Below are 26,137 nucleotides of genomic sequence, written 5' to 3' on the forward strand. Positions count from 1 at the left end.
AGGGCTTCGAAAGCCGAAATTGCCTTCCGTAGTAATCCGCACGGAAAGGAACGATCATATGCGTGGACGATTGATCGGCACCATTGCCGCCGGGGTGGCGCTGGCCGCGACGACCGTCATGGCGGGGGCCGCTTCTGCCGCTCCGCTGTCGTGGGACGTCTCCCGGGACGACGGCGGCACGAGCGGCGACTTCACCGGCGCGGCCGGCGTGACCGTCCTGACCACGGAGTCCGGCATCGAGTTGACCTGCGACTCGGCGTCGGCGGCCGGCACGGCGAACCTCGGTTCCGGCGTGGCGAACCCGATCGCCACGCTCCCCGACGACAGCACGCAGTTCAACAACTGCTCCGGCCCGTTCGGTCTCACGTTCAACGTCGACCACCAGGGCACGTGGGAGCTGCACGGCGACTCCTACAGCGGGGGCGTGACGACCGGCAGGATCACCAACATCGTCGCGGACATCTCCGGCCCGTTCTGCGAGGCGACGGTCACCGGTTCCGTGAACGCCACGTTCGACAACTCCGGCAACGTGCTGGCGGTGCTGCCCGCCCAGACGCTGACGGTCAGCTCCGTCGACCCGAACAACGACTGCCTCGGGCTGATCACCCAGGGCGAGGCCGCCGGCTTCCAGGGTGACTTCGTCGTCACCCCGGGGCTGACGGTCATCGGCTCGTAGGACCGGTGGGGCCTGCCCGGTGCGTCCGGGCAGGCCCCGCACACTCCCGAAAGGCGGGTACATGAGGCGGAACCGACGGGCGCTGGTCATCGCGGCCGCGGCGACCTCGCTGGTGGTCGTCCCCGGCAACGCCGGGGCACAACAGGAACCGCCGCGTACCGAACCGCTGGTGATCGACACCTCGCTCGACTACGTGTGCGGCGAGGCGGGCCCGGTCACGCTGCGGGTCACCGCGTCGTTCCCGTCGGCGGGCGTGGCAGGCGAGCCGGTCGAGCCCGGCGACGTCGGTCTCGAGCTGACGGTGCCCGCCACGGCGCTCGCCGGGCTGCCGGACGCGGCCGGTGTCACGGCCGTGACCAGGCTCGGCGTGCTGCCCGAGACGTGGACGGCCGTGCTGTCCGACGCGGTGCCGCTCGCCGACCCCGTGGTGCTCGGCGGCACCGTCACCGTCCCGCCGGTGACCGCCCCGCCGGTGGGCGACCTGACGTTCACCGCGGGCGACCTGGCCGTCGAGATCACCGGGTACGCCGGGGACGGCACGCCGACCGAGCCACCCGCCATCGATCTGACCTGCGTGCTCGACCCCGCCGAGACCGCCGTGCTCGCGGTCGTCCCGGTCGAGGCGCCGGCACGAACGCCGAAGCGGGCCCCGTCACCCGAGCCAGGGGAGCCGGGCCGGCAGGACCAGCCCGGCGAGGGGCTGCCGTCCCTTGCCGCGGCGCCCCCACCGGCGGAGTGCTACCACCTCCCCGACGCGCCCCCGGAATACCGGGCCCCGTTCTGCGCGAACGTGAACGGCCGCGCCAATATCGCGAAACTGGACGCGGCGGTCGGTCAGCCCACGGGCCTGGTGAACATCACCGCGACGAATCTCATGATCCGCTGTCCGGACGATCCGAGCGTGATCTGCCAGAAGGCGCTCGCGTTGCCCGAGCTGAACGGCGAGCCGAAGTACCCGCCGGCGCCGGGATCGTTCTACGCGTTCGGTTTCGTGCCGGCCACCGGCACCATGCAGCTGACCCAGCTCGGGGTCGCGGACATCTACCTGTGGTCGAAACGGACCCCGATCCCGGGGCAGCCCGGCGAGTACGAGGGCCTCACCACGGTCAAGGTGCGGCTGTCCGCCCAGATCCTGGACGCCACCGTCAACGGTGTCCCCGTGCCGGTCGGGCCCGACTGCCGCAGCGCGGTGCCCATCGACGCCGTTCTCACCGCGTCCTACAGCGGTCCGGACAAGTACTCGATCACCCAGGGTGGCCCGTTGATGGGCACCGTGACGATCCCGCCGTTCAGCGGCTGCGGCACCACCGAGGACCTCGACCCGATCCTCACCGGCCTGATCTCGGGTCCGGGGAACCACGTCCGGCTCTACCAGGGCGCGGTCTGCACGATCACCGGCAACAACTTCGGCTGCCCGCCGGAGGAGCCGGTGGATCCGAAGTATCCGGAAACCTGAGGCACCGGACGCTCCACCCTGCTCGACGTTTCCCCAGCGCGCCCGTTCCTGCTTTCCGACCTGACGGAGAAACCGGCTGTTCCCCTTTTGAGAGGTGACCTGTGTCCAGAATCCGAAGAACCGTTCTCCTGGTCGTCGTGGCGGTGGTCGCGGCACTGCTCGCGGTCGTCACCCCTGCCTCGGCCACCACGCTCGCGGGCGCGTGGGCCCCGCTGAACCGGTGCCCGGTCGACGACCCCGCCATGCTCGCCGCCGACGGGGCGGCCGTTGCGGCGCTGTGCCTGTCCTCCAGCGCCACGACCGGCACGTTCACGATCGGCGAGACCACGCTCACGACCGGCACGACCGACCTCCAGGCGGGGGTGCTCAACCAGGGTGGCGCGTACACGCTCGTGGCGCCGAGGAACGGCGCGGTCATCGGCGCCCCGGTCGAGATCCCCGGCGGGCTGCTCGGCCTCATGTGCCCGAGCCGGATCCCGGTGATCTCCGACATCTGCGAGCGCGTGGCGAACAGCCCGCTCAACCGGGTGACCGCGACCATCCAGTCCGCGGGCGTGCCGAGGGACTTCAACCTCGCAGCCGGTGCCGGCGAGGGCACACCGATCGTGACGCTGCCGGTGAAGATCAAGCTCAGCAACCCGTTCCTCGACCCGAACTGCTACATCGGCTCGAACAGCAACCCGATCCTGCTGAAGCCGGCGAACACCGCGCGCCCGACGGCCCGCTTCGTGCGGTTCAACGCGGACGGCACGACGAACCCGACCGGCGAGATGGGCTACCTGTCGCTGTCCGGCGCCTCCCAGGCCGACACCACGTTCGCGGTGCCCGGCGCCACCGGCTGCGGCCTGTTCGGAATGCTGTCCGGTGCGGTGAACCTCAAGCAGGGCCTGCCCTCGCCCGCCGGTGAGAACAGCCTGGTCCTCGCGGACCCGGTCACCAACCTCGGCGGCTTCCAGACCCCGCGCAACTTCGCGCCCACCCAGGGCCGTCAGCTCGCGGACCGCTGGCACGCGGCTGTCGTCGGCTAGTCCGACACACCGAAGGTGCCCTTCGTCCTTCGAAGGGCACCTTCGGTGCGTTCAGCGCCGGTCGCGTTGCGCGGGAAGGACCACGTCGTTGTCCCTGCGCCGCCCCGGTGCGGTCCGCAGCACCAGTTCCAGCTCGAACCGCTGGTGGGGGTCGTGCAGCAGGGTGCCGAGCGACTGTTCCAGCTGCCGCATGCGGTAGCGGACGGTTTGCGGGTGCACGTCCAGCAGGGCCGCCATGTCCGGCACGCTGCCCTGCACGTCCAGCCACGCGCGCAACGTCTCCAGCATCCGCTCCCGCTGCTTGGCGGTGAGGCCGCGCAGCGGTGCCAGCAGCCGGTCCCGCAGCGTGGTGAGCAGCCGGTCGTCGGAGTGCACGAGCACCGTCGACAGGTGCTGTTCGCAGCGGATCACCTGCCGGTCCGGCAGCACCCCCTGCTGTGCGAGCGTGAGTGCCTTCCTGGCCCACCGCAGGGCGTGCGCGGCCGCGTCGAGCCGCACCCAGGGCCCGACCGCGAGGCGGCACTGTGGCAGCGCGGCCCGGATCGCCGCGAGCCGCGCGTCGGTCACCTCACCGGGCACCAGAATGCGCGGCTCGATCCCGTCCAGGTCGGCGAGCACGTCCGCGTCCAGCGTCGGTTTCCGCTGGTTGTGGCCGGTGCCGGGAAGGGTGTGGACGGCGATCGGCGACACCTTCTCCGGCACCGGCCAGCCGATCAGCTGCGCCAGTTCGGCGATCGCGGCGGCCGGTGCGGGCGGGGTCTGCATGATCATGCCGAGCAGCCTGCGGCGCCACGTCTCCAGCGCACCGGCGGAGGTCGCCTTGGCCTCGAGGTACCCGTCGAGCGCGACCGACGCCAGCTTGTCCATGTACGCGAACACGGCGTCGGCGAGCTGCGACATCACCGCCGACGACAGCCCGTTGCGCTTGCCGACCCGCATCATCCGCCGCCACGCCACCCGCGCGCCGACGCGGTAGGCGGCCTGCAGGTCGTCGAGGCTGCGGCCCTCACGCATCTCGTTCTGGCCGAGCTTCTGGTGGACCTCGTAACACTTCTGCGCGGACGCGTCCGGGTTGGCGATCTGCTCGATGAACAGGGTCAGCGCGTAGTGCACCCCGGCACGGATCGACTTGCCGTATGGCCCGTCGAGTGGTCGTGCGTAGTTGGGGATCTTGGCCCGGATCTCGTCGACGATCTCCGTGGCGAGACTCGCCAGCTCCGGCCGCAGAACCTCGGCAAGCGGCCGGGGCAGGGTGTTGTTGTCGAGCTGGTACTCGACCGTCATGTACTGCCCCCAATCACCACCGTGCGGCATCGAGCGGTGGCACATCGTGTATCGGCCCCGGGAAGCGAGATGTCACATCCGCACGGAACAAACCGCCGGTTTGTCGCCCCGGTGACAAGTTCACCGCATTTGATTGTAGGAGGTTGACAACCTTTCATCAACGACACCTAATATTGCCGCCAGGTGATACAAGGAGCCCGCCGGACGTTCGGCACGGCCCGCGAACCGAGATCCCGCACCGGAAACCGACTTCGCAAAGCCTGGCGTCACGAATGTGAGCCGCCCGCCCGCCGACGTCCCGAAAGACGCTTTCAGGACGTCGAGCGTCCCAAAAGCGCCTTTCAGGGCACGGCACTTACAGGGCGGTCGCCGTGAAAGACGCGTGCACGGCACAACAAGTGCCGTGAATGGGCCATTCAGGGCGCTGAGCGCCCTGAACGCGCCTTTCAGGGCATTGCCACGCCGTCAACGCGCCTTTCGCAGCACCAGAGCCAGGGCGCTCCGCGCCCGGGCCCGCGAAGCGGGAACCTGCCTGCGCAACCCCGACGGGATGGCAGGCAGACCCGCCCAAACCGCCGCCGACCTACACCCCCGCCACCCCGGAGACCTGCCCGTCCGGCGAGGACAAAGACCACCAGACAGACAACCCCGACGCCAAAGTCCTGCGTCAGCGACTGGGCTCGCGTTCGAAAACAGGCCGTGCTACTATCGAACAGGCGTTCGAGTTCGCTGCCTTCCCCGCAGCGCCTGGCGGGGGAAGTGGGGTGCGTGCGAATGCCGGCGTTGGGTGCAGCGTCGTCGCTGGCCGCTTCTGGTGCGGTGGGAGTGGCCAGCGACCTCGCGTCCACCCCGGACGACCGGGCCCGGATGCTACCCGTGCATCCGGCCCTCGCCGACCTGTTCCCGTGGGGCGGTCTGCGGCGGGGGGTCACGGTGGCGGTCCGGGGCTCGACGTCATTGCTGTTCGCGCTCCTGGCGTCGCCGACGGACACCGGGTCGTGGGCGGCGCTGGTCGGCATGCCCGACCTCGGTCTCCGCGCGGCGTCCGAACTGGGTGTCGCGGTGGAGCGGCTCGCCCTGGTCCGGCATCCGGGCGCGAACCTGCCCGCGGTGGTCGCCGCCTTGCTGGACGGCATGGACCTCGTGGCGGTCGACCCTTCCCGCCTCACCGACTCCCACCTCCGTCGCCTGTCCGCGCGTGCCCGGCACCGCGGCACGGTGCTGATCTCGACCGGTCCGTGGCCGGGGGCGGACCTGGAGCTGGCTCCCGCGCGGACACGGTGGACCGGCCTCGGTGACGGTCACGGTTTCCTCGAAGCACGCGAAACCCTTGTCGCCGCACGGGGAAGAGGTGCTGCGGCCCGCCCCGTTCGGGTCGAGGCGTGCCTCCCCGCCGCGGGTGGGGCCGTGGCGGGGAGTTCGAGACACCTGCCCGTGCGCCTGTTCGACAGCGACTGGCGGCGCGAACGCGCGGAAGTGTCCTGATCCCCCGATTTTCCTTGTGGCACAGGCATTTTCACTCGTCAGTGGGAATCCCGCCAATCCGCTTGACGCGCTGATCGTTCGAACGTATGTTCGACCGCGTGGAACGGATGCTCGTCGTGTGGTGCCCCGACTGGCCGGTGACGGCCGCCGCGGCGGCGGCCAGGTTGACGCCGCACCAGCCGGTGGCGGTGGTCGCGGCCAACCGTGTGGTGGCCTGCTCCGCGCCCGCGCGGATCGAGGGGGTCCGCAGGGGGATGCGCCGTCGTGACGCGCAGGGCCGCTGCCCGGAACTGGTCGTCTTCCCGGACGACCCGGTGCGGGACGCGCGGCTGTTCGAACCCGTCGCCGCCGCCGTCGAGGAGCTGGCGGTCGGCGTCGAGATCATCAGACCTGGCGTGGTCGCGGTCCCTGCCCGCGGCCCCGCCGGCTACTTCGGCGGCGAGGAACGCGCCGCGGAACGCCTGATCGACCAGGTCGCCGACCGCACTGGTGCGGAGTGCGAGATCGGTGTGGCCGACGGGTTGTTCGCGGCCGTCCTCGCCGCCCGGCGCGGACGGGTGATCCCGCCGGGCGCGAGCCGCGCCTTCCTTGAACCGCTGAGCGTTCGCGAGCTCGACCGGCCCGCCGAGGGGCACCACCGGGCCGACCTCGTCGACCTGTTGCGGCGCCTGGGTCTGCGCACGCTGGGTGCGTTCGCCGAGGTGCCGGAGAAAGACGTGTCGGCCCGCTTCGGCGCCGACGCGGTGCAGGCCCACCGGCTGGCCCGCGGCGAGCAGGAACGGCCGCCGTCCCGCCGGCGACCGCCGCCCGACCTGGTGGTCGCCGAGGAACTGGACCCGCCGGTGGAGCGGGTGGACGCGGCCGCGTTCGTCGCCCGCACGCTCGCCGAGAAGCTGCACACCGGCCTGGGTGCGCACGGCCTTGCCTGCACGCGCCTGGGCATCCACGCGATGACGGCCAACGGGGAGGAACGGTTGCGGGTGTGGCGGTGCGCGGAACCGCTGTCCCCTGGCGGCATCGCGGACCGTGTGCGCTGGCAGCTCGACGGCTGGCTCAGCGGCGTGGACGGCAGGCCGACCGCGGGCATCACCTGGCTGCGCCTCGAACCGGCCGAGGTCGTGGAAGGGCACGCACTGCAACTCGACCTGTGGCGCGGTGCGGGCCGCGTGGAGGCCGACGAACGCGCGGGCCGCGCCATGGTCCACGTGCAGGGCCTCCTCGGTCCGGACGCGGTGGTCACGCCCGTACTGGGCGGCGGCCGCGACCCCGGCGAGGCGGTGCGGCTGATCCCGTGGGGCGACGAACAGTTCCCGCGCCGCGACCCGGACGCACCGTGGCCAGGCCGGCTGCCCGCCCCGTCCCCGGCGACCGTGCTCACGAAACCGTTGCCCGCCAGGGTTTTCGACGAACGCGGCCGCCTGATCGACATCAGCTCACGACACGAGCTGACCGGCAGGCCGTGCCAGGTCTCGGTCGACGGCGGCCACCCACGCCGCGTGCACGCGTGGGCAGGCCCGTGGGCCACCGACGCGCGCTGGTGGATAAACCCCTGCCGCCGCGCCCGGCTGCAGGTCCTGCTGGAAGAGGACGACACCCAGACCGCACTGCTCCTGGTGCTTTCCGAGGAGCGGTGGACAGTGGAAGGAATCTACGACTGATGGCCAAGCTCTGCCCGGAATGCCGCTTCGCGGACGGGAGTTGCAGGCAGTTCGTCATCGGGCACCCCAACCCGGTGTGCGTCGCGGGCTACCCGCAACGCGTGACCCTCTCGGACGGCCTCGCCGACGACATGGACATCCTGGATTTACTCGTCCCGGCCCCACGTCCGTCCCCGGAGAACATCCGGGTGCGCTGACCGCACCCGCACTCGCGGGACAACGTGGAGCCGGGAAAGAAGAACACGGAACCCAGCCGGCCGGGAAGCCCACCAATCCGGGCAGAACAATCCGGCAGGACCGCCGACCCGGGAATCCCGAGAAGACAACAAGACTGCCGGAGCTGCGAAGCGCACCGGGCCTGCCGGGCACGTCAAGCCGCCGAGGGTTTGTGAGGAGGGGCGGTAATGGGGTGGGACAACCCGCCGGTTCGGTGGTCGGAGCTGGAACGCATTCTCTCCGGCCGCCCGGAACCGCACCACGGGGACGGCGGTGACAGTCCCGCGTGGACACACAAGCGCGAGCGCTACACCGCACCCGCCGGGGTCGGGCCGCCCAGTGTCACCGACCTCGCGGGCAGCGACGTGCGCGTCCCGTACGCGGAGTTGCACTGCCACTCCAACTTCAGCTTCCTCGACGGCGCGAGCCACCCCGAGGAGCTGGTGGAGTCGGCGGCACTGCTCGGTCTCGACGCGGTCGCGATCACCGACCACGACGGCATGTACGGTGTGGTCCGGTTCGCGGAGGCGGCGCGCGAACTGGGGGTCCGCACCGTGTTCGGCACCGAGCTGAGTCTGGGGCTCACCCAGCCGCAGAACGGGATCGCCGACCCGGAGGGCGACCACCTGCTGCTCCTCGCGACCGGGGTGTCCGGCTACGGCAGGCTGTGCCGCGTGATCACCGACGGGCAGCTCGCGCACGACAGCGAGAAAGGCCGTCCCGTCTACGACTTCGACGACATCGTCGACCAGACACGCGGGGAGGTCGTCGCGCTCACCGGGTGTCGCAAGGCGTCGGTGCGGCGGGCGTTGTCGCACGGCGGCCCGGACGCCGCGTTCGCCGAGTTGTACCGGCTGGCCGACGCGTTCGGGCGGGACCACACCTACGTCGAGCTGATCGACCACGGGCTGCCGCTCGACACCCGGCACAACGACCTGCTCGCGGAGATGGCACTCGAACTGCGGCTGCCGCTGGTGGCGACGAACGCCGTGCACTACGCGCAACCGCACCGCGGTGAGCTGGCGGCGGCGATGGCCGCGGTGCGGGCCCGGCGCAGCCTCGACGACCTCGACGGCTGGCTCCCGCCAGCGCCGACCGCGTACCTGCGTTCCGGCGAGGAGATGAGACGGCGGTTCGTCCGCTACCCGGGGGCGGTGCGGCGCGCGGCGGTGCTCGGCGTGCAGCTGTCGTTCGACCTGAAGCTGGTCGCGCCGCGGCTGCCGCCGTTCGAAGTGGACGGGCACACCGAGATCAGCTACCTGCGGGAGAAGACCTTCGCGGGCGCGCTCGTCCGGTACGGCACCCGGGCGCAGGCGCCGAAGGCGTACGCGCAGCTGGACCACGAGCTGAAGGTGATCGAGGAACTCGGCTTCCCCGGGTACTTCCTGATCGTCGCCGACATCGTGGACTTCTGCCGGGACAACGGGATCTACTGCCAGGGCCGGGGGTCGGCGGCCAACTCGGCGGTCTGCTACGCGCTGGGCATCACCAAGGTCGACGCGGTCCGCTGGGACCTGCTGTTCGAACGGTTCCTCGCCCCGGCCCGCGACGGCCCGCCGGACATCGACCTGGACATCGAGTCCGACCGGCGGGAGGAGGCGATCCAGTACGTCTACGAGAAATACGACCGCAGGCACGCCGCGCAGGTCGCGAACGTGGTCGCGTACCGGGCGAAGTCCGCGGTGCGTGACATGGCGAAGGCACTCGGGTACTCGCCGGGCCAGCAGGACGCGTGGAGCAAACAGATCGACCGCTGGGCACCGGTGAAGGAAACCGTCGGGGAGAACGACCACGACGTCCCCGTGACCGTGCTGGAACTCGCCGGGCAACTGGAGGACTTCCCCCGGCACCTCGGGATCCACTCCGGCGGCATGGTGATCTGCGACCGTCCCGTCAGCGAGGTGTGCCCGGTCGAACGGGCCCGCATGGACAGACGCACGGTCCTGCAGTGGGACAAGGACGACTGCGCCGCGATCGGCCTGGTCAAGTTCGACATGCTTGGCCTTGGCATGCTGTCCGCGCTGCGGTACATGGTCGAGTTCGTCGCGGAACACCACGGCGTCGAGGTGAACATCGACAAGCTGGACCTCGAGGACGGGAACGTCTACGAGATGCTGTGCCGCGCCGACTCCGTCGGCGTGTTCCAGGTGGAGAGCCGGGCACAGATGGCCACCCTGCCGCGCCTGAAACCGCGGGAGTTCTACGACCTGGTGGTGGAGGTGGCGCTGATCCGTCCCGGCCCGATCCAGGGCGGCTCCGTCCACCCGTACATCCGGCGCGCCAACGGCAGGGAGAAGGTCACCTACGACCACCCCCTGCTGGAGAAGGCGCTGAGGAAGACCAAAGGTGTCCCGCTGTTCCAGGAACAGCTGATGCAGATGGCGGTGGACGTCGCGGGCTTCACCCCGGCGGAGGCCGACGAGCTGCGCAGGGCGATGGGCGCCAAACGCTCGACCAGACGCATGGAACGCCTGCGGGAACGCTTCTACGAAGGCGCGGCGCGCCACGGCATCGGCGAGGGGCTGGCGAGCCGGATCTACGAGAAGCTGATGGCGTTCGCCAACTTCGGTTTCCCGGAAAGCCACGCGCTGAGCTTCGCGTACCTGGTGTTCGCGAGCGCGTGGTTCAAGCTGTACTACCCGGCGGCGTTCTGCGCGGCACTGCTGAAAACCCAGCCGATGGGCTTCTACAGCCCGCAGTCCCTCGTGGCCGACGCCCGCCGCCACGGCGTGACCGTGCAGGGGCCGGACGTCAACAGAAGCGACCCGCAGGCCACGCTCGAACCGGACGCGACCGGCGAACAGACCGTCCGGATCGGACTCGCCACGGTCCGGACCATCGGCAGGGAGCTGGCGGCGGAGATCGTGGCGGAACGGCGGCACGGCCCCTACCGCGACATGGCCGACCTGGCGAGAAGAACCCAGCTGACCAGAGCACAGCTGGAAGCGCTGGCGACTTCGGGTGCGTTCAGCGGCTTCGACCTGGCCCGCCGTGAAGCCCTGTGGGCGGCCGGCGCGGTGTCCGGCGAACGCCCCGACCGCCTGCCCGGCACCACGGTGGGCGCCGACGCCCCCTACCTGCCCGGCATGGACGGCATCGAGACCGCGGTCGCGGACGTGTGGGCGACGGGCCTGTCCCCGGACAGCTTCCCGACCCAGTTCGTCCGCGAATGGCTGACCAGCCAGGGCGCGTCGCGCGTGGCGGAACTGCCGAAGGTGAGAAGCGGCACGCGGGTACTGGTCGGCGGCGCGGTGACCCACCGCCAGCGCCCGGCGACCGCGGGCGGTGTCACGTTCCTGAACCTGGAAGACGAGACAGGCATGGTGAACGTGGTGTGCACACCGGGCCTGTGGACCCGCTACCGCAGAACGGCGAGGAACGCCGCCGCCCTGCTGGTCCGCGGCACCGTCGAGAACGCGGAAGGTGTGACCAGCCTGCAGGCGGACCACCTGGAGAACCTGGACCTGCGCATCCCCAGCCGCTCAAGAGACTTCCGCTGACCGGATGACCCAGGTCTCAGTCATGGACGCGTTCACGACACCACGCACAGCGAAGGTCGCCGAACGGCTGGTCTTCGAGTACCTGGCCGCCACCCAGGTCGAAACCGGGTGGCCGGAACCCACCAGCATCGACGGGCTGCCCCCGCTGCTGCGGAACGAATGCCGCGACCTGCGCCGGGTCCACCGCCAGCCGGGCGGCTTGTGGCTGGCCCACCAGGACGGCAGCCCCGTCGGGTGCGTCGGCCTGGTGACCCGTGCGCTGGGCACAGCCGAGGTCAAACGCCTCTACGTGCGCCCGACCCACCGCGGCGGGATCGGGCGCGTCCTGATGAACCACGTCCACCAGCACGCCGAGGACCACTACTTCACCCGCGTCGTCGTGAGCGTCGTGCCCACCCGCACCGCCGTCATCGACTTCTACCGCCGCCTCGGCTACACCGACACCGAGCCCTACGACATGTTCCCGGCGTCGATGGTCAACCTGCGGCGTCCGGTCACTCACCCGTAACGAACGTTCAACCGCCGGTGGTCGCGGCCATAGGATCCGGGCGTGCGTGACTACGAAGCCGGTAAGGACGGGCTTGCCGTGATCGTCGTCGGTGTCGACGGGACGCCGCGCGCACTGCACGCGGCCGCGTGGGCAAGTGGGCTGGCCCGGCGGGAGCGGGCGCGGCTGGTGTTCGTGTACGTGGAGCCGCTGACCAGCCCCGCGTACTGGTCGCCGTTCGGCATGGCCACCACCGCCGAGACCGCGGGCGACCTGGTCGCCGACCTGCGCCGCACCGTCGCCGACTACCTCGGCACCATGGGCGTGCGCTGGGAGCTGGTCCACCACCGCGGCGACCCCGGCCACGGGCTGGAGCGGGTCGCGGAGGAACTGCACGCGGACTGCATCGTCGTCGGGCGCGGCAGCGGCGGCGTCGCCAAGTTCCTCGTCAACGACGCGCGCAGACCTGTCGTGGTCGTTCCCTAGTCTCTCCGGCATGACCGACGAGGACTTCCGCGACGCCGACCTGTCCAACCAGAACTGGGAGGGCAGGCAGTACTCGCACGTCGACTTCACCGACGCCGACCTGCGGGCGCTGGTCACCAAGGGCTGCACGTTCGACCACTGCGACTTCAGCCGCGCCGACCTCGGCGAGTCCAGGCACACCGCGTCCGCGTTCCGGTCGTGCACGTTCGAGCGCACCAACCTGATGCACACCGAGTTCAACGGCTGCACGTTCCTCGGCACGAACTTCTTCGAATGCCGTTTCCGCCCGGTGAAGATCACCGAGACCGACCTGACGCTCGCCAGCCTCGCGGGCGCCAACCTGCGCAGGACCACGTTGGCCGGCCTGCGTTTCCGCGAGGCGAACCTGTCCGGCGCCGACCTCCGCGACTGCGACCTGACCGGCACCGACCTGCGTGGCGCCCGGCTGCTGGAGACCCAGCTGGGGGGCGCCGACCTGCGCGGCGCCCAGTTCGACGCGAACGGGCTGCGGCAGGCCGCGCTGGCCGGTGCCCGCGTGGACATCGACATGGCCATCGCGTTCGCCGCCGCCCACGGCCTCCAAGTGGGTGAATGAGCGGCGCAGCCGTCACGCGGCGGGGCCGGTCCCCTCTACCAGTAGGTGGACCTCGAGGTGCGGCACTTCCGGCTGGTGGAGGCGATCGCGCAGGCGGGCAGCATCACGAAGGCGGCGTCGGCACCGGGTGTCTCGCAGCCTTTCCTGACCGCGCAGCTGCAACGCATCGAACGCCGCGTCGGCGGCCCGCTGTTCCGCCGCGACCGCACCGGCAGCCAGCCAGACCGGGTGTGGCGACACGGCCGCTGGCCGGGGACCCGCTGTGCACTCGGCACCTGATCGTGTGGTCCGAGGAGGGCCCGCTGACGGCCGCTGCCATGCGTGACCTGATCGCCCGCGCGACCGGATGCTACTGGCACAAGGACCCGGCGCGGCAGGAGGTGTACGCGCGGTGGCTGGCCAGGCACGGCCGCCTGGGGACGTGAAACGGGGTGGCGGGTCAACCCCGAACCGCCACCCCGTTCCGGTCCTCACGACCGCGGTGGCTCCCCGCTGTCGACCTCCACGATCGCGCCGTGCGCGACCAGCTCGCCGACGGCGTCCGGCAGCAGGTAGGCCGTGCCGCCGCCGGGCTGGTCGAACCACGGGATCGCGGCTCCGGTCAGCACCTGCACCGGCTGGCGTACGCGGTACACGTGGTAAGGCCGGTCCACCCACTCGGGCACCAACGACCGCTCGGTGAACGGCGTGCCCACCGCGTACACGAGGTTGCCGTCGTCGTCGCCGAAGCGGTCGAACTCGGCGCCGGGCTCCAGCTCGATCATCCGCTTGCCGCGGAACAGCGTGAGCGGTGGCTCACCCGGCAGCGGTGTGATCGGCCACTCCGACCCCGGTGGGGCCGAGGCTGCGCCGTTGGTCGGCCGCGGCGCGAGCACCGTGGCCTGCTGCTCGCCACGCGGCGGCGACGGCGGTTCCATCGCCATGGTGTGCGCGGGCTCCCCACGCGGCGGCGTGCCGGGTGGCGGGCTGAACCCCGGTGTGCCCGGCGGCGGCCCGACCGGCCCCGACGGCGACGGCGGCGTGAAACCGGGCGTCCCCGGCGGCGGGCCGACGATCCTCGTCCCGAACTCGTCGCGGCCGCCGAAGTCGTTGCTGCTGAACTCGTCCTGCCCGGCGCCCGGCGCGGCGAAGTCGCGGCCCGGTCCGGTGCCGCCGAAGTCGTCCTGCCCGGTGTCCGGTGGGGCGAAGTCGTTCCTGCCCGCCGCGTGCGAGCCGAAGTCGCGGCCGCCGTTCTGCCCGGACCCGCCCGGCACGAAGTCACCTGGCGCGGCGAAGTCGCGACCGCCGTTCTGCCCGGAGCCGGTCGACGCGAAGTCGCCTGGCGAGCCGAAGTCGCGGCCCGGTCCGGTGCCGCCGAAGTCGTCCTGCCCGGTGTCCGGTGGGGCGAAGTCGTTCCTGCCCGCCGCGTGCGAGCCGAAGTCCCGGCCGCCGTTCTGCCCGGAGCCGGTCGACGCGAAGTCGCCCGGCGAGCCGAAGTCCCGCTCCGATCCGGCGTCGCGGCCCGCGCCGGGCCCGCCGAAGTCGTTGCGCCCGGCACCCGCCGAGGCGAAGTCGTTCGGTGCGCCGAAGTCGCGACCGGCGCCGGGGCCACCGAAGTCGCGGCCCGCGCCTGCCGAGGCGAAATCACGGCCCGAACCGGCGGCAGCGGCCTCCCGGCCACCGCCCGGTGTGAACTCCTCCATCGGCGCGGACATCGGTTCGTAGTCCGCGGCTGGCGCGGGCGGTTCGAAGCCGTGGTCCGGTGGTGGCGGGGGCAGCGGCGGCAGCTCCGGGTTCTTCGGCCCGGCGGCCCACCGGTCGGTGTCCAGCATCAGCTTGCCGAGCAGGAACGCCGACGCGTCCGCGACGTCCTCGAACACCGCGGGTGCGACCCAGTCCTGGTCGTGCCAGCCGACACGCCAGCCCTCGTCCGTCTGCTCCATCGTCCAGCCGCGCCCGGCGGGCTTGCCGATCCGGTACGCCGTCTCCGGCACGTCCAGGTCGTCGAGCCGGGTGCGCAGGTGGTCGATCTCGGCCGACGCGGGTCCCTGCGACGGCAGCGCGGCACGCGGTGGCGTCGCAGGCGGCATCTTCGGCGCGGGGACCGGTGCCGGTACCGGCATGGCACGGGTCGGGGCCGGTGCGGGCGGCGGCCCCGGGCGCGGCCCCGGTGGCGGCGGGCCGAGGAACTGCTGCGCCGCAGCGCGGGTCTGGTCGTCGACCGGCGGCAGCTGGAAGCGCATCCGGCGGATGTGCTCCACCAGGTCCGGCTCCGGTGCCACGTCGTGCTCGCGCAGGTAGTAGTTCACCGCGGCGGGCCAGATCCACGTGCCGTCGGTGTGGAACGCGACCGGCACCGACTGCTGGCCGTTGGGGTCGAGCCGGTCGATGTCGTAGCCGCGGGCAGGCCCGACCAGAGGCCCGTTGTCCAGGTAGTCCAGAATGTCCTGGATGTCCATCTCGTCGACCTGTGGCCGGTTCACCGACGGGCGGCCGTCCTCACCGGGGCCGTCGAAGATCCTGGCCACGCGGAACCGCGGCGGCCCGGGCGCGCGGTCCGGCATCGGGGTGCCCGGCGGTGGCCCAGGGGGCGGTGGCGCCGTGGCGAGCCTGCGCCGCAACCACTCCGGCACGTTGTCGTCCGTACGGGGGAACAGCCGCATGTCGTCCGGGTAGGCCTGGGGCGGCGGCGGGGCGTCCCAGGTCGGCTCCTCGCGGTCGTACTCGAGGTTGTAGCTCGACGGGTGGTCGAGCTTGTAGCGGGCGTTGAACCAGGTCCCGCGCCCTTCCCGGTACATCCCGGCCCGCAGCCGTGCGAACAGACCCTGCAGGTCGGCAGGCATCGTCCACGGCTCGGTGCCGCCGTCGGAGTAGGTGACCAGGCCGGTCGACTCGGCGTAACGGCCGACCGCGCGGTAGTCGACGGTGAGCTGCTCCCAGTCCTCGGGGGCGACGCGCAGCATCGCCAGCCCTATCTGCTTGACCAGGGCGTCCTGCTCGGTCGGGGTTAGCTGGGTCGGTTGTGCCACGGTGACATCTTCCCTTGTCCTTCGGTCGGCGTCCCAGCCTGCTTCTACCTGGCCCTCGTGGCACTCGCAAGGCCGCGTGAACGAGGATGACGACACGTGACGACGCCCGCTCTCTCCTCAGCACACCACCCCACCGCCCGGCTGCGCGCGGCGGGTGCCGCGCTGGCTGCTCTCGGCGGGGTGGGGTTGGCCGTACAAGGCCGCATCAACGGCCAGCTCGGCTATCAGCTGCACGACGGGGTTCTCGCTGCTCTGATCTCCTTCTCCGTGGGGTCTGTCCTGCTGCTCGCGGCCCTGCCGATACTGCCAGGGGCCCGTGCGGGGGTAGGCCGTTTGCTACATGCCCTTCGGACGATGGCACTACGCCCGTGGCAGCTACTCGGCGGCACCTGTGGTGCGTTCCTCGTGACCACCCAGGGTCTGACGGTCTCGATCCTCGGTGTCGCGGTCTTCACGGTCGCCGTTGTCGCAGGTCAGGTCGTCTCCAGCCTCCCGGTCGACCGCGCCGGGCTCGGGCCGGGCGGCCCTGCGCCCATCACACTCCCCAGAGCGGCCGGGGCGGCACTCGCTGTGATCGCGGTGATCGTTTCGGTGTCCGACCACGGGGTCGTCACTGATCCGGGTGGACTTTGGTGGGCCCTGCTACCAGCAGTAGCGGGACTGGGGCTCGCGTGGCAGTCGGCGGTGAACGGACAGGTCCGCGCCGCCGCCGACAACGTCGTCGTGCCCACGATCGTGAACTTCCTCGTCGGCACCTCCGCACTCCTGGTGGCGGCCGGAGTCGACGTGGTCGTCAACGGCCTGCCGGAGTCCTTACCCACTCAGTGGTGGCTCTACACCGGCGGCACGCTGGGCATCGTCGCGATCATGACCGCCGTGACGGCCGTGCGGCTGACCGGCGTGCTGCTGCTCGGCCTGTCGTCGGTCGCGGGTCAGCTGATCGGTGCAGTCCTGCTGGACCTGATCGTCCCGGCCGAGGGCGCCACGCTCTCCGTCACGAGCCTGGTCGGCATCGCGCTCACGATGGTCGCGGTCGGCATCGCCGCCATCCGCACCCGGCCCGGTCCCGCTCCTCGCTCCGCGAGCTCCGCTCGGTAGTACTGGTCGCTCCGCAAGCTCCGCTCGGTGAGAGGATGGGGCCCGTGACCGCGACGATCCTGGACGGCAAGGCCACCCGAAACGCGATCTTCGAGGACCTGCGCGTGCGCGTGCGGGCGCTCGCGGCCCGGGGCGTGGTACCCGGCCTCGGCACCGTGCTGGTCGGCGACGACGCCGGCTCGCACTCCTACGTCCGGGGCAAGCACAACGCGTGCGCCAAGATCGGCATCACCTCGATCCGCCGTGACCTGCCCGCGCACACCACGCAGGCGCAGCTGCACGAGGTCATCGACGAGCTGAACGCCGACCCGGCCTGCACCGGCTACCTCATCCAGCTGCCGCTGCCCGGCCACCTCGACGCGGGCGCCGCGCTGGCGCGGGTCGACCCGGAGAAGGACTCCGACGGCCTGCACCCCATGAACCTCGGCAAGCTGGTCCTCGGCGAGACGGGCCCGCTGCCGTGCACGCCGGTCGGCATCATCGAGCTGCTGAAGCGCTACGACGTGCCGCTGGCCGGCGCGAACGTGACGGTCGTCGGCAGGGGCGTGACGGTGGGCCGCCCGCTGGGCCTGCTGCTGACCCGCCGCTCGGAGAACGCGACCGTGACCCTGTGCCACACCGGCACGAAGGACCTGACCGCCGAGGTCCGCCGCGCCGACATCGTCATCGCGGCGGCGGGCAACCCGGCACTGATCACGCCGGACATGGTCAAGCCGGGGGCCGCCGTGCTGGACGTTGGCATCACCCGCACCGACGAGGGCCTGGTCGGCGACGTCCACCCCGGCGTGCGCGAGGTGGCGGGCTGGCTGGCCCCGATGCCCGGCGGTGTCGGCCCCATGACCATCGCGATGCTGCTGACCAACACGGTGCTGGCGGCGGAGCGGTCGTGAGCACCCCCCACCGCCGCAGGCACCCGGTGCTGGCACACCTGCCGTTCGGCATGGTGCTGGCGGTGGTGGCGCTCGGCCTGTTCCGGATCGTGCTCTACCACTGGCGGCAGGGCACGGTGCTGATCGGCGTCGCCCTGTTCCTCGCGGCCGGCCTGCGCGCGCTGCTGAACGACGAGCAGGCCGGGCTGATCATGATCCGCGGCCGCGGCGTCGACGTGCTGACCTACTCGGCGTTCGGCGCCTGCATGATCTTCGTGGCGATGACCATCGAAGGCGGCCCGCTGGGCAACTAGACGATCGACTCCGTGAAGATCATGTGAAGTGGCTTTGGTGTACGGACCCGTCCTCAGGCACGACCCCCACACCTGCGAGCGCTCGACGGGGCTGGGTCGATGCCGTGAAAGGCGCGTTCACGGCATATCGAGTGCCGTCAATGGGCCGTTCACGGCGCTGAGCGCCCTGAACGCGCCTTTCAGGGCATTGCCAATGCCGTCAACGCGCCTTTCACGGCGCCCAAACCAGGGCGCTCCGCGCCCGGCCCGCGCCCCGGGCCCGCGAAGCGGGCGCCTGCCTGCGCAACCCCGACGGTGGCACATCTAGATCCATCAAGTGATCTGTGTCGTTCCCGACACCCGCGTGACCCGCGCAAACGTGGTGCCTTGGTAGCCTCGCCGCACCGGTTTTTCTCTTCGTATTCGGGAGGATCTTCCCCGTGGCAAGCAAGGCTGCCGTCAAGGTCACCGTCACCGGTGCCGCCGGCCAGATCGGTTACGCACTGCTGTTCCGCATCGCCTCCGGGCAGCTCCTCGGGCCGGACACGCCCGTCCGGCTGTCTCTGCTGGAGATCCCCCCGGCGCTGAAGGCCGCCGAGGGCACCGCCATGGAACTCGACGACTGCGCGTTCCCGCTGCTCTCGGGCATCGACATCACCGACGACCCGAAGCGCGCGTTCGACGGTGTGAACGTCGCGCTGCTGGTCGGCGCCCGGCCCCGCACCAAGGGCATGGAGCGCGGTGACCTGCTCGAGGCCAACGGCGGCATCTTCAAGCCGCAGGGCGAGGCCATCAACGCGGGCGCGGCCGACGACGTGCGGGTCCTGGTGGTCGGCAACCCGGCCAACACCAACGCGCTGATCGCCCAGTCGCACGCACCCGACGTGCCTGCCGAGCGGTTCACCGCCATGACGCGCCTGGACCACAACCGCGCGCTGTCGCAGCTCGCCGCGAAGCTCTCCGTCTCGGTCACCGACATCGCCAGGATGACGATCTGGGGCAACCACTCCGCGACCCAGTACCCGGACCTGTTCCACGCCGAGGTGGGTGGCCAGAGCGCCGCGGCCGCCGTGAACGACGACGAGTGGCTGAAGGACACCTTCATCCCGACCGTCGCCAAGCGGGGCGCCGCGATCATCGAGGCCAGGGGCGCGTCCTCGGCCGCCTCCGCCGCGAACGCCGCCATCGACCACGTCCACGACTGGGTGAACGGCACCGACTGGACCTCCATGGCGGTGGTCTCCGACGGCTCCTACGGCGTCCCGGAGGGCCTGATCTCGTCGTTCCCGGTCCGCTGCGCCGAGGGCAGGTGGGAGATCATCCAGGGCCTGGAGATCGACGACTTCTCCCGCGAGCGCATCGACGCCTCGGTCCAGGAGCTGTCCGAGGAGCGCGACGCCGTGCGGGGCCTCGGCCTCATCTGAAGGTAAAACCGCAGGTCACGCGTTACGCCTGTGGCCCCGGTCATACCTGATGGCGTGAACATCGCGCCTTGTTCGTCAGATTCGGCCCTCGCTCGCATCTCACCCTCGACCGACCCACACCCGGTGGCGATCGAGGAGGAGGGCCAGAGATGACCACAGAAGCTGTTCACGCAGAGCTCGTCGCGTTGTACGACGGCACCACGCCGGTCCGTGCCCGCTGGTCCTACCGCGCCGACCACCCGTACACGGTGGTCGCCGCGTTCCAGACCGAACGGGACCGCTGGGTGGAATGGGTGTTCTCCCGTGACCTGCTCGTCGCGGGCCTGACCGAGTCCGCCGGTTTCGGCGACGTCCGGTTCCGGCCGCTCGAGGAGCGCGAGCTGAACATGCTGGTCGTCGAGATCGAGTCGCCGGAGGGCTACGCCCTGCTCGAACTGGACCACCAGTCGGTCGCCGACTTCCTCGACGCGACCGAGGAGCTGGTCCCGCTCGGCAGCGAGGACGAGCACTTCGACGTCGACGCGTTGATCGACGAGCTCACCAGGGTCTGACCGGGCGCGGTCGAACCACGGGCGGTGTGCCCAGGGAACCTGGACGGTCCTTGGCACACCGCTCATGGTGTCCCGCCGGGGTCACTCCCCGGATGACGCGGTCTCCACCACGCAGTCCGGCCCGGGGAAGACGAGGCCCTCGCGGCCGTCCGGGTAGCGGACGAGGTAGGGCGGCGCGCCGCCTTCTCCGCGCACTTCGATGATCTCGGCGATCTGGTCCGGGTTACCTACGGTGCGACCGTGCACGTGCAGCCGGTCGCCGGTTGCGGCCTGCATGCCCCCAGGGTAAATCCGTTTCGCCGGGTTCGCTTCTAGGCTGTCCGGGTGGTCTCCGAGGTTCTGGCGCGTGTCGAAGGTGTGTGCGGCGAGTTGGTGCTGCGGCGGGTGGGCCCGCACCACGAGATCATCGCGAACGGCGTGTTCCTGATGGACACCCGGAACGGCGAGTCGGAGCGGCTGATGGTCGCCGCCGCCGCGGACCGCATGCCGGCTGGCGCGACGATGCTGATCGGCGGTCTCGGCGTCGGGTTCTCGCTGCGGGAGGCGCTCGACCACCCGAGGGTCGGCTCGATCGTCGTGGTCGAGCGGGAGGCGGCGGTTCTCGACTGGAACCGGACCGTGCTCGGCAACGCGGGCGTGCTCGCCGACCCGCGCGTGCGGGTGGTGCGGGACGACCTCCTCGCGTGGCTGCCGGCCGCGGGCCGGTTCGGCGCGCTGTGCCTGGACATCGACAACGGTCCTGAGTGGACAGTCGACGACGGCAACGCGTCGCTGTACGGCCGGGCGGGGCTCGCGATGATCGACGACGCGCTGGCTCCCGGCGGGGTGCTGGCGGTGTGGAGCGCCGGCCGCGCGCCCGCGTTCGCCGCCGCGCTCGCGGAGCGGTACGGGCCGGTCGAGACCCTCGAGATCCCGGTGCCCCGCGGCGAGCCCGACCTCGTGTTCCTGGTGACCAGATCGAGATCGGGCAGCGGTGACTGAGGGTGGGTGCGCCACGATCACGCGGGTGAGCCCTGGAGGTGCGATGCTTCGACGCCGACCGCACCGGACCACGCCGCGGCAGTACCATCCGGCGGCGCCATTGGGCTCTCCCGCTGGGGTTGCTAGACCGAACGGGTGACTTTCTCTGCTGCCGCAAAGCAAAGCGGGGTGTTCAGCGCGAGGTGCTCACCAGCGCAGGTGCAGATGCACGGGCGTTCACAGGTTGTTTTCAAGATCCACTCCTGCGTTTACCAGCGTGCCGGGCGTCGCTACTCTGATCCGGTCCCACGAGTCCCTCTGCCTGTGAGGTTTGGAATGTCCGACACGGCGGCCAAGTACGAAGCGCCGAGCATGGTTCCGGTCGGGGTGGACCCGACCAGGGCGAGCATCGCTCGCGTCTACGACGCGTTCCTTGGCGGCAAGGACAACTACGCGATCGACCGCGAGGTCTTCCACAAGGTGCAGCGGGTCGCCCCCGAGGCGCGGGACCTCGCGTGGTCGAACCGGAACTTCCTGACCAGGGCCGTCCGGTTCCTCACCGACCAGGGCGGCATCCGCCAGTTCCTCGACTGCGGCTCCGGCCTGCCGACCGCCGAGAACACCCACCAGATCGCCCAGCGCATCGACCCGGAGGCCAGGGTCGTCTACGTCGACAACGACCCGGTCGTCATCGCCCACGGCGAAGCCCTGTTGGAGGACAACGACTTCACCCACTTCGTCGCGGCGGACATCTTCCAGCCGCAGGACGTGCTGCAGAACCCGACCGTGCGCAAGTACCTGGACTTCTCGAAGCCGATCGGCCTGCTGCATGTGGGCACCCTCCACCACTACACGGCGGAGAACGGCGGCGAGCTGATGCAGGAGTACGTCGACGCGCTGCCGTCCGGTTCGTTCGTCGCGATCTCGCACTTCCTCGACCCGGAGACCCCGGAACGCAGCGAACTGGCGCGCCGCATGGAGGACGTGTTCATCCACAGCCCCATGGGTTCCGGCCGCTTCCGCACGAAGGCACAACTGCGCGAGTTCCTGCCCGGCCTGGAGATCGTCCCTCCTGGGCCCGGCAAGCCCGCCGACTTCGACCTGTCGGACCTCTGGTGGCCGGACGGCCCGCGCCTGCGCCCGCTGAGCCCGGTGGAGGAATGCAGCGCGGCTGCGGTGGGCCGCAAACCCTGACACTGCTGGGTCCGCTGGTCGGGGCTGCCTGCCATCCCGTCCGCCACCATCAGGGCTGCGCGGGCCGGTACCGTCGCCGCCGTGCCGACCTTTCTCGATCTGCAGGACGACGCCGCGCTGCTGTCGCTCGAACACCAGCTCCACCTGATGGACACCGTCGGGACGCCGCCGTGGGAGGTCGACCTCGCCGTCCCGAGGTTCGGTTTCGGCGGTGACAGGCCGCTGACCGCGTCGGCCGTGCACCTGCTCGGCAGCGCGGCGCCCGGCCCGCGCTCCTGGCTGTGGTCGTGGGCGAATCCCACCGGGTACCACCCGGAGGTCACGTGGCTCGCCGAGCAGCTGCGCGACTTCGGCGTTGAACACGGCATCGCCGAGCTCGCCAGGCCAGAGGTCCCGTTCGACGACCTGCCCGGGTCGCCGACCGAGCCAGGGCACGTCGTGTCGCTGATGACGGAGGCCGCGAAGGCGGTCACGCGGCGGTGGACCGGCTACCAGGGCCCGGTCGGCGGTGGCACGCGCGTCGGCATGCTGATCGAGCACCCCTCGTTCGTGCTGCCCGCGCCCGAGGGGCCGCGTGTGTCCCGCGTGCTGCAGCAGGGCATCGCGGAGCTGCGGTTCCACGACCAGCGCCGAGGGTTCCGCTCCTACGCCCGCAACCGCGGCCTGCGGCTGCGGGAGAACGAGACCCAGATGCACATCGAGGGCCCGGCCTTCGCCGTGACCACGGCCTTCGACGAGCACGGCCGGGTGGCGGCCATGACCGTCGACATGCGTGGTGCCACACGACAGTAGGTTCCCGGGTCATGGCTGACATGACGGGTCAGGCCTTCGCCGCCTTCATCCGCTTCTTGTACGCGCGCACTTCGAGCAGGCTCTCCTGGTCGGTGATGTCCGCCACCGACAGGTGCGTGCCCTTCCTGCCGAACTCGCCGGCCGCCTTCTTCCAGCCCGTCGCCGTCAGACCGCGTTGCTTGCCGAGCAGGGCGAGGAAGATCTGCGCCTTGATCTCGCCGAAGCCGGGCAGCGCCTTGAGCCGCCTCAGCACCTCGGCGCCGTTCGGCCTGCCGGCCGTCCACAGCGCTTCCGCGCTGCCGTCGTACTCGTCGACCAGGCCCTGGCACAGCGCCTGGACGCGCTTGGCCATCGAGCCGGGGAAGCGGTGGATCGCGGGCGGGGTGGAGCACAGCGCCGCGAACTTCTCCTGGTCGTACTCGGCGATCACCCGCGCGTCGAGCGAGCCGACGCGGTCGAGGATCTTCTTCGGGCCGGCGAACGCGGTCTCGATCGTGATCTGCTGGTCCAGCAGCATCCCGATGAGGAGGGCCAACGGGTCGCGCTCGAGCAGCTCGTTCGCCTCGGAGTCGGTGGTCAGCCAGATCGCCATGGCGACATCATGGCACGTCAGCCTACGTCGCGAGGAGTAGCCACGGCCGGTGCGCTACCCCGGCGGGCGCACCGCGATTGTCGCGCGCACGCCGACGACACAGCGGCCGCGCGAACCGACCATGATGGGCATGACCGCCACCGCCGCGCGTGCCACCAGAAGGCTGACCCCGACGACGTTCAAGCTGCTGCTGTCGCTGCACATCGTCGTCTCCGTCGGGTGGCTCGGCCTCAACGTCGGGAACCTGACGCTCGCGATCACCGGCCTCGTCACCGACGATCCCGGCACGCAGCACACGGCGTTCGGCGCGATGCACCTGATCGGCGGGACGCTGCTGATCCCCGTGAGCCTGCTGGCGTTGGTCTCCGGTGTGCTGCTCGGGCTCCACACCAGGTGGGGTCTGGTCCGGTACCGGTGGGTGCTGGTGAAGCTGGTGCTGACGGTCGTCGCCGTCGTGCTGATCCCGCTGTCGCTGCTGCCGGGGCTCGCCGAACTGTCGCGGCTGATGGCAGGCACCCCGGCCGACCGGCTGGCCGACACGGGCCCGCTGGCGCTGGACATGCTGGCGGCCGGTCTCGTGTCGACGGCGATGTACGTGACGAGCGCGGTCCTTTCGGTGCTGAAACCGTGGGGCCGCACGCGCCGGGTCGCGTAGTTTGGCGGACGTGCTCGAACCCGATTACCCGATCAGGACCGCACGGCTGGTCCTCCGCACGTTCACCGAGTCCGATCTCGACGCCCTGCACGCCTACCAGAGCCTTCCGGAAGTGGCCCGCTTCCTGTTGTGGGAGGCGATGACGCGTGAGCAGGCCGCGCGGTCGCTGAAGCACCGCGTCGAACACCCGACGATCGAGAAGGAAGGCGACGGTGTCGTGTTCGCCGTCGAGCACCGGGAGACCGGCGAGCTGGTGGGGGAGGTGAACCTGGGCTGGCTGTCGGCCGAGCACGGCAGCGGTGAGCTGGGGTTCATCTTCGACCCGCGCCACCACGGCCACGGGTACGCGCGGGAGGCCGCGACGGAGGTGCTGCGGATGGGGTTCGAACAGCTGGGGCTGCACCGGATCATCGGCCGCGCCGACGCCAGGAACACCGCGTCGGGGAAGCTGATGGAGCGGCTCGGCATGCGCAAGGAAGCCCACTTCGTGAAGAACGAGCTCGTGAAGGGCGAATGGGCCGACGAGGTCGTCTACGCCATGCTGGCGCAGGAGTGGCAGGCACGGCCATGACGGCCGCGCACCCTGAGGGTTATTCCGGGGTTCAGCCCTGATGGCGGGGATCCCTTTTCCCGCAAAGCTTCCGGCATGAGACGACTCGTTACGATCGCTGTCGCCGGGTCCGCGGGGCTCGCGCTGCTCGTCGCACCGGCAGGCGCCGACTCCCGGCCGCCGCTGAAACCCGCCGACCTCGAAGCGGCCATCGCCGGGCTGCCGGACGCCGAGGCCAGTGGCGCGCTACTCCAGGTCCGCGGCCGCGACGGCGAATGGCAGGGCACCTCCGGTGTCGCGAACGTCCACACCGGACAGAAGGTCCCGGTGAACGGCCGGTTCCGCATCGGCAGCATGACCAAGACGTTCACCGCCACCGCGGCGCTGCAGCTCGTCGCGAAACGCAAGCTCGACCCGCGCCGTACCGTGCAGTCCTACGCGCCGGACCTGCTGCCGGCCGGGTACCCGCCCATCACCATCGACCACCTGCTCACCTACACCTCCGGCCTGCCCGGCATGGACATCGACCACAAGGACCCCGTCTGGTTCCTCCGGCACCGGTTCGACACCTGGACGCCCCGCCAGTTGTTCGACCTCGCTTTCCACCGCGAGGACGGCACGGTCAAGGAGATGCTGTTCCACCCCGGCAGCGCGCAGAAGTACGGCAACATCGACTACCTGGTCCTCGGCGCGGTCATCGAGGAGGTCACCGGCCGCCCGTACGGTGACGCGATCCGCGACGGTGTCATCCGCCCGCTGCACCTGTCCGCCACCAGCGTTCCCGGCACCGACACCAGGATCCGCGGTCCCCACGCGCGTGGCTACGAGGAGCACGACGGCACGTACACCGACATCACGGCGGCCAACCCGACCTACCAGTGGGCCGCCGCCGAAATGATCTCCAACGCGCCCGACCTCGACCGGTTCCTCACCGCGCTGCTGTCCGGGAAGCTCCTGCCACGGGCGCAGACCGCGCTGCTGTTCCGGATCCCCGACGTCAAGGTCCACAACAGCGACCAGGACGCCTACCTCGGCCACGGCATCGCGCGGCTGCCCGTCGGCGACATCGTGTTCTGGGGCAAGACCGGGGACCGTCCCGGCTACAACAGTGGCATGGCCGCCACCAGGGATCTCGGGAGGCGCGTCGTCTTCTCCGTCAACACACTGCACATGGGCGGCAGCGAGCAGCCCGTGGTCTCGCAGAAGATCATCGCGGCGGTGTCGGGCCTCGCCTGAGCGGGGTTAGCAGTACGCGTGTACCGTTTGCGGGGGCTGAACAG

General features: G+C 71.0%; 26 protein-coding genes. 22 read left to right on the forward strand and 4 right to left on the reverse strand.

Annotated elements, in window-relative coordinates:
• The first annotated feature begins 58 nt into the window (after positions 1-58).
• The 3 genes from ACFPCV_RS07630 (at position 59) to ACFPCV_RS07640 (ending at position 3,160) form a co-directional block, all read left to right on the forward strand.
• A complete protein-coding gene (locus tag ACFPCV_RS07630) occupies positions 59-676 on the forward strand; it encodes a hypothetical protein (protein ID WP_378055333.1) in 618 nt (205 codons plus the stop codon).
• Between the two features lie 61 nt (positions 677-737).
• Positions 738-2,132 carry a DUF6801 domain-containing protein gene (locus ACFPCV_RS07635; protein WP_378055334.1) on the forward strand — a complete coding sequence of 465 codons (1,395 nt, stop codon included), beginning with the start codon at positions 738-740 and terminating at the stop codon, positions 2,130-2,132.
• A 101-nt stretch (positions 2,133-2,233) separates the two neighbouring features.
• Positions 2,234-3,160: a hypothetical protein gene (locus ACFPCV_RS07640; RefSeq protein ID WP_378055335.1), complete on the forward strand. Its 927-nt coding sequence runs from the start codon at positions 2,234-2,236 to the stop codon at positions 3,158-3,160.
• A gap of 51 nt (positions 3,161-3,211) precedes the next feature.
• Here the strand turns inward: ACFPCV_RS07640 and ACFPCV_RS07645 are convergent, their stop codons facing one another.
• A complete protein-coding gene (locus ACFPCV_RS07645; RefSeq protein WP_378055336.1) occupies positions 3,212-4,444 on the reverse strand; it encodes an RsbRD N-terminal domain-containing protein in 1,233 nt (410 codons plus the stop codon).
• A 774-nt stretch (positions 4,445-5,218) separates the two neighbouring features.
• Here ACFPCV_RS07645 and ACFPCV_RS07650 point away from each other — a divergent pair.
• The 8 genes from ACFPCV_RS07650 (at position 5,219) to ACFPCV_RS07685 (ending at position 13,150) form a co-directional block, all read left to right on the forward strand.
• Entirely contained in the window at positions 5,219-5,929 is a 711-nt protein-coding gene (locus ACFPCV_RS07650; RefSeq protein ID WP_378055337.1) for a hypothetical protein, read from the forward strand.
• 107 nt (positions 5,930-6,036) lie between these two features.
• Positions 6,037-7,587 carry a DNA polymerase Y family protein gene (locus tag ACFPCV_RS07655; RefSeq protein ID WP_378055726.1) on the forward strand — a complete coding sequence of 517 codons (1,551 nt, stop codon included), beginning with the start codon at positions 6,037-6,039 and terminating at the stop codon, positions 7,585-7,587.
• On the forward strand, positions 7,587-7,784 hold the full coding sequence (locus tag ACFPCV_RS07660; protein ID WP_378055338.1) for a hypothetical protein: 198 nt from the start codon (positions 7,587-7,589) through the stop codon (positions 7,782-7,784). The genes ACFPCV_RS07655 and ACFPCV_RS07660 overlap by 1 nt, the downstream gene beginning before the upstream one ends.
• Positions 7,785-7,991: 207 nt before the next feature.
• A complete protein-coding gene (locus ACFPCV_RS07665; RefSeq protein WP_378055339.1) occupies positions 7,992-11,303 on the forward strand; it encodes an error-prone DNA polymerase in 3,312 nt (1,103 codons plus the stop codon).
• Between the two features lie 4 nt (positions 11,304-11,307).
• Complete coding sequence (locus ACFPCV_RS07670; protein ID WP_378055340.1) at positions 11,308-11,811, forward strand: GNAT family N-acetyltransferase; 504 nt, start codon at positions 11,308-11,310, stop codon at positions 11,809-11,811.
• Between the two features lie 42 nt (positions 11,812-11,853).
• Positions 11,854-12,276 carry a universal stress protein gene (locus ACFPCV_RS07675; RefSeq protein ID WP_378055341.1) on the forward strand — a complete coding sequence of 141 codons (423 nt, stop codon included), beginning with the start codon at positions 11,854-11,856 and terminating at the stop codon, positions 12,274-12,276.
• 10 nt (positions 12,277-12,286) lie between these two features.
• A complete protein-coding gene (locus tag ACFPCV_RS07680) occupies positions 12,287-12,871 on the forward strand; it encodes a pentapeptide repeat-containing protein (protein WP_378055342.1) in 585 nt (194 codons plus the stop codon).
• Between the two features lie 45 nt (positions 12,872-12,916).
• The gene (locus ACFPCV_RS07685) at positions 12,917-13,150 is read left to right on the forward strand and encodes a helix-turn-helix domain-containing protein (RefSeq protein ID WP_378055343.1); all 234 of its coding nucleotides are present in this window, start codon (positions 12,917-12,919) and stop codon (positions 13,148-13,150) included.
• A gap of 191 nt (positions 13,151-13,341) precedes the next feature.
• Here ACFPCV_RS07685 and ACFPCV_RS07690 read toward each other — a convergent pair whose 3' ends face one another.
• Positions 13,342-15,879 carry a TNT domain-containing protein gene (locus tag ACFPCV_RS07690; RefSeq protein ID WP_378055344.1) on the reverse strand — a complete coding sequence of 846 codons (2,538 nt, stop codon included), beginning with the start codon at positions 15,877-15,879 and terminating at the stop codon, positions 13,342-13,344.
• Between the two features lie 96 nt (positions 15,880-15,975).
• Between ACFPCV_RS07690 and ACFPCV_RS07695 the strand changes: the two genes are divergently transcribed.
• The 5 genes from ACFPCV_RS07695 to ACFPCV_RS07715 all read left to right on the forward strand — a co-directional run bounded on the left by ACFPCV_RS07695 (position 15,976) and on the right by ACFPCV_RS07715 (position 20,114).
• Positions 15,976-16,977, forward strand: coding sequence for a DMT family transporter (locus tag ACFPCV_RS07695; protein WP_378055345.1), 1,002 nt, complete (start codon positions 15,976-15,978; stop codon positions 16,975-16,977).
• A 44-nt stretch (positions 16,978-17,021) separates the two neighbouring features.
• Complete coding sequence (locus ACFPCV_RS07700) at positions 17,022-17,867, forward strand: bifunctional methylenetetrahydrofolate dehydrogenase/methenyltetrahydrofolate cyclohydrolase (protein WP_378055346.1); 846 nt, start codon at positions 17,022-17,024, stop codon at positions 17,865-17,867.
• A gap of 50 nt (positions 17,868-17,917) precedes the next feature.
• Positions 17,918-18,160 (forward strand): DUF3017 domain-containing protein, encoded by a 243-nt coding sequence (locus ACFPCV_RS07705; RefSeq protein WP_378055727.1) that lies wholly within the window; start codon positions 17,918-17,920, stop codon positions 18,158-18,160.
• Positions 18,161-18,579: 419 nt separating this feature from the next.
• Entirely contained in the window at positions 18,580-19,563 is a 984-nt protein-coding gene (locus tag ACFPCV_RS07710) for a malate dehydrogenase (protein ID WP_378055347.1), read from the forward strand.
• 149 nt (positions 19,564-19,712) lie between these two features.
• Positions 19,713-20,114, forward strand: coding sequence for an SsgA family sporulation/cell division regulator (locus ACFPCV_RS07715; protein ID WP_378055348.1), 402 nt, complete (start codon positions 19,713-19,715; stop codon positions 20,112-20,114).
• Between the two features lie 81 nt (positions 20,115-20,195).
• Here ACFPCV_RS07715 and ACFPCV_RS07720 read toward each other — a convergent pair whose 3' ends face one another.
• Positions 20,196-20,390 (reverse strand): DUF1918 domain-containing protein, encoded by a 195-nt coding sequence (locus ACFPCV_RS07720; protein ID WP_378055349.1) that lies wholly within the window; start codon positions 20,388-20,390, stop codon positions 20,196-20,198.
• Positions 20,391-20,438: 48 nt separating this feature from the next.
• Here ACFPCV_RS07720 and ACFPCV_RS07725 point away from each other — a divergent pair, with 48 nt between their 5' ends.
• The 3 genes from ACFPCV_RS07725 to ACFPCV_RS07735 all read left to right on the forward strand — a co-directional run bounded on the left by ACFPCV_RS07725 (position 20,439) and on the right by ACFPCV_RS07735 (position 23,060).
• Complete coding sequence (locus ACFPCV_RS07725; RefSeq protein ID WP_378055350.1) at positions 20,439-21,095, forward strand: spermine/spermidine synthase domain-containing protein; 657 nt, start codon at positions 20,439-20,441, stop codon at positions 21,093-21,095.
• Between the two features lie 315 nt (positions 21,096-21,410).
• Positions 21,411-22,268: an SAM-dependent methyltransferase gene (locus tag ACFPCV_RS07730; RefSeq protein ID WP_378055351.1), complete on the forward strand. Its 858-nt coding sequence runs from the start codon at positions 21,411-21,413 to the stop codon at positions 22,266-22,268.
• An 81-nt stretch (positions 22,269-22,349) separates the two neighbouring features.
• Positions 22,350-23,060, forward strand: coding sequence for a DUF6882 domain-containing protein (locus tag ACFPCV_RS07735; RefSeq protein ID WP_378055352.1), 711 nt, complete (start codon positions 22,350-22,352; stop codon positions 23,058-23,060).
• Between the two features lie 28 nt (positions 23,061-23,088).
• On the opposite strand, the gene ACFPCV_RS07740 is transcribed toward ACFPCV_RS07735, so the two are convergent.
• Complete coding sequence (locus ACFPCV_RS07740) at positions 23,089-23,652, reverse strand: HhH-GPD-type base excision DNA repair protein (protein WP_378055353.1); 564 nt, start codon at positions 23,650-23,652, stop codon at positions 23,089-23,091.
• A gap of 130 nt (positions 23,653-23,782) precedes the next feature.
• Between ACFPCV_RS07740 and ACFPCV_RS07745 the strand changes: the two genes are divergently transcribed.
• The 3 genes from ACFPCV_RS07745 (at position 23,783) to ACFPCV_RS07755 (ending at position 26,093) form a co-directional block, all read left to right on the forward strand.
• Positions 23,783-24,307, forward strand: a complete 525-nt coding sequence (locus tag ACFPCV_RS07745; protein WP_378055354.1) for a hypothetical protein — start codon at positions 23,783-23,785, stop codon at positions 24,305-24,307.
• A 10-nt stretch (positions 24,308-24,317) separates the two neighbouring features.
• The gene (locus ACFPCV_RS07750) at positions 24,318-24,878 is read left to right on the forward strand and encodes a GNAT family N-acetyltransferase (protein ID WP_378055355.1); all 561 of its coding nucleotides are present in this window, start codon (positions 24,318-24,320) and stop codon (positions 24,876-24,878) included.
• A gap of 75 nt (positions 24,879-24,953) precedes the next feature.
• On the forward strand, positions 24,954-26,093 hold the full coding sequence (locus tag ACFPCV_RS07755) for a serine hydrolase domain-containing protein (RefSeq protein WP_378055356.1): 1,140 nt from the start codon (positions 24,954-24,956) through the stop codon (positions 26,091-26,093).
• The last annotated feature ends 44 nt before the right edge of the window (positions 26,094-26,137 follow it).

The sequence above is a fragment of the Actinophytocola glycyrrhizae genome (assembly GCF_042653545.1).
Classification (GTDB): Bacteria; Actinomycetota; Actinomycetes; order Mycobacteriales; family Pseudonocardiaceae; genus Actinophytocola; species Actinophytocola glycyrrhizae.